The organism is Acaryochloris sp. IP29b_bin.148 (assembly GCF_028285565.1).
In the GTDB taxonomy this organism is placed as follows: domain Bacteria; phylum Cyanobacteriota; class Cyanobacteriia; order Thermosynechococcales; family Thermosynechococcaceae; genus Acaryochloris.
Genome location: NZ_JANQOY010000179.1, coordinates 1 through 3,516, shown reverse-complemented (window position 1 = coordinate 3,516; position 3,516 = coordinate 1). Strand labels below are relative to the sequence as shown.

The following is a 3,516-nucleotide window of genomic DNA, read 5'->3' as shown; positions in this document are numbered from 1 at the left end:
AATTGCGACTATCGGGAAATTACTGGCTACCATTACCTCTATCATCTCCCCAATCACATTGAAGTTGAGGAGTGGCCTGCTGATCAAGAGCTACAGGTGATCATGATTTCCGTCAATCCTGATTACTTTAGTGGCTTTAATCTCGAACGCACGGCTTTACCAAAGCCACTTCAACACCTCCTAGCAGGAGACAGAACGCAACGATTTCATCAATCGCTTGGACCCATAACTAATTCCATACGACAAAAGATCCAGCAAATTCTGAACTGCCCGTATACAGGGCTGATGCAACAGCTTTATCTAGAAGGTAAAGTGCTAGAACTACTGACGGCTCAATTCATCGCTTGGCAGGAAACCCAACATCAAACAATACTTCTTAACGCCCAAGATATAGAGCAACTCCATTGGGCCAAGGATATTTTAGTCCAGCATGCTCAGCAACCGCCCTCTCTGATAGAGCTAGCACGACGGGTGGGTCTTAATGACCGCAAACTCAATCAGGGTTTCCGGCACCTATTTGGTACAACTGTGTTTGGCTATTTACAGCAATATCGCATGGAGCAAGCACAACTACTGTTGCAAGATCGCGAGTTATCTATTGCCAAGGTTGCAGCTACAGTGGGTTATCGCAGCCCAGAAGCGTTTAGTACTGCGTTTCGACGTCAGTTTGCAGTTAGCCCCAAAGCCTATCAATTGGGTCGACGAGTTTAGTTTTTGTACAGCACCAGACCTGTGAGCCGCACACTGTTGGTTGCCTGTGTTGCCTAGATGGGAGGTGTCATCCTAGGCAGCACGAAGCTTGAAAGCCAACTTATCCCAAAAAACATCATCCTTGCCCGGCATTAAGCTAGGTAGCTTCTTCTCACAGACGACCAGTTCAAGACCATAGATAGATGCAGTGTAGATAGTTTGTTTATGATCAGTTGGAAATATGTGAGTGCCCCCTCCAGCAGGCCCATGCCGTAGAGAAACGGCAAATATGGCATTCGGTCGCATCAGTTGAGCGATACGTTGCATGGCAATTTCACGTTCATTGTGATTAATGTGGTGCCAAACGCCAGATGCAAGGACGAAGTCAAACTGAAGCATACCAAGGTTTTCTAAGCTCGGCAGGAAGTCTTGTACCCAACGGATTCTAGGTGAAGCATAGCGTTCTAATCCGATCTGTCGGAACTCATCAAGCGGCTCCACCGCCACTAATTGATGACCAAGTGAGGCTAGAACGGCGGCATCTCTGCCAATTCCTGCACCGACATCCAGCAAATAGCTGGGTGCTTTAGGGATATGAGTTAAGTAAGGCTGGTGCAATGCGTTGAAGTCTATTGATTCAGTCGCTGCCACAAATCTTTCTACAACCTGCTTGTAACCTTTGGTACCTTCAACTCTACTCATAGAAACAATTCTGCCAGCTTTCCAAAACACCGAATCACCCAATACTCAATTTGTCAGTTTCGCGAAGAAAAAAGTCGGTTTTGCAAAGGTTGCGATCGCTAATTACCGCTACGATACCCTCACCTAACTAATAAAACTAATTTTCATTAGCAAGGCTGTGGCCTGGCTGTTGTGGGTAAAGCATAATGACACGAAAATCGATCCAGTTTTTTTTGTTGTGGGCTGTTGCGCTGGCGAATGTGATAGCCGTAAAACCAGTCTGGGCTACTGAAGAGCCTGAGGTTCCCGAACTGGGTGACAGGGCTGGAGAGCCTCAATATCCACAGCCAGCTACAAGCGTAACGGAATGGCTGGCCCAGATTGAAGAAACATTAGTTCAGATTACAGAGATACAGGTCAATCCCACCGAGCAGGGAGTTGAGATTGTGCTGGAAACTGGCACAGATGCGCTGAGTATTCCTATAACCGAGACGGAGGGGAATCGACTGACAGCGGTGATTCCCAATGCGGTGTTAGCGTTACCCAATGGCCCAGAATATCGGCAGACAAATCCTGCCACGGGTATTGCAGAAATCAGTGTGACCCCTGTGACAGCGGATCAGGTGCAGATTGAGATTGTGGGGACGGAAGCACCACCAACAGTCGCGATCCAGAATAAAGCCACAGGGTTAGTCTTGGCAGTAGAGACAGCAACGCTTGCAGCCTCAGAAGACGAAGAATTAGCAATTACGGTGACTGCAGAAGAAATCCAGGAGGGATATACCGTTCCAGACGCTAGTACTGCGACGCGAACCGACACGTCAATTTTGGACACACCTCAATCGGTTCAGGTTGTGCCTCAAGAGGTATTGCGAGATCAGCAAATCTTGAGAGTAGATGATGCCCTGCAGAATGTGAGCGGTATCGTAGGCCGTCTCGATGCTTTCAGTAGTACAAATCTGACGATTCGGGGTTTCACCACCGATCAGATAACTGGAGGTGCAATTTTGCGTGACGGTTTTCGCGTTACTGAGAATCTAGGCAGCCAGGAAACCGCTAATATTGAGCGAATTGAGGTGATTAAAGGGCCATCTTCAGTGCTGTATGGGCAAACCGATCCAGGTGGGCTAGTGAACTTAGTAACCAAAGAACCTTTATCTGAGCCATTTTACGAGTTTGAATTTCAGGCAGGGAATTTGGGAACCTGGCGACCGCGGCTAGATATCACTGGACCACTCACAGAAGATCAATCCCTGAGCTATCGGTTGAACCTGTCATATTTTCGTCAGGACGGCTTCCGGGATGTTGAGAGGGACACCGAACGCTTCTTTATTGCTCCCAAGCTGCGATGGGATATTAGTGATCGCACCCACCTAACCCTGCGGCTAGAGTACATTGATGAAACCAATCCTTTTGATCTTGGCATCCCAGCTTTAGGAACTGGCGTTTTCGATGGCCCTCGCGATCGCATAATTAATGAACCAGATGACTTTCTCGAACAAAGCTCGTTAACGCTAGGGTACGACTTTGTCCATCAATTTAGTGATGACTGGAAGCTCAATCATGGCTTTCGTTTCGTTACTCAAGACTATTTCAACCTAGCCACGTTACCGTTCTTTGTGGATGAAACCACAGGCGATATTACGCGTTTCTTTGCAGATCGCCAATGGCAGTCTGATGACTATACGATCCAAACCAATGTAGAAGGCAACTTTAAAACTGGTCCTCTTCAGCACAAGCTTCTAGTTGGGTTTGACCTCAACTTTAATCGGTTTGATGAAGCTTTTACTCGGGTAGACTTTGATACACCCACTATTCTCAATATCTTTAATCCGGTTTATGGCGCAGTGCCCAGGCCAGACCTCAGTACTGCCCCGTTTTTCCCTGGCTTTGAAAATGAAACCGACCGCATTGGCGTCTTTATTCAGGATCAAATTAGCTTCCTCGATAAATTTATTTTGGTGGGAAGTTTACGGTATGACAACGTTGATTTCCGCAACTTAACAAACACCAGTGAAAATCGATCCGACCAAGCTCTGAGTCCCAGAATTGGTCTCATCTTTAAGCCCATCGAAACCGTCTCCCTTTACGCCAACTACTCTGAATCCTTTACCCCTAGCTTTGGTCAGCTTGTTGGCGGCGGTA

General features: G+C 47.2%; 3 protein-coding genes. 2 read left to right on the top strand and 1 reads right to left on the bottom strand.

The genetic code is table 11. From position 1 onward, the window contains the following. A partial coding sequence (locus Q0986_RS16690; RefSeq protein WP_299412971.1) for an AraC family transcriptional regulator occupies positions 1 to 711 on the top strand: 711 nt, incomplete at its 5' end. Positions 712 to 783: 72 nt separating this feature from the next. Here the strand turns inward: Q0986_RS16690 and Q0986_RS16685 are convergent. After that, positions 784 to 1,392 carry a class I SAM-dependent methyltransferase gene (locus Q0986_RS16685; protein WP_299412968.1) on the bottom strand — a complete coding sequence of 203 codons (609 nt, stop codon included), beginning with the start codon at positions 1,390 to 1,392 and terminating at the stop codon, positions 784 to 786. A gap of 185 nt (positions 1,393 to 1,577) precedes the next feature. Here Q0986_RS16685 and Q0986_RS16680 point away from each other — a divergent pair. Then, positions 1,578 to 3,516, top strand: a 1,939-nt coding sequence (locus tag Q0986_RS16680) for a TonB-dependent siderophore receptor (protein ID WP_299412966.1), incomplete at its 3' end; no start/stop codon positions are given.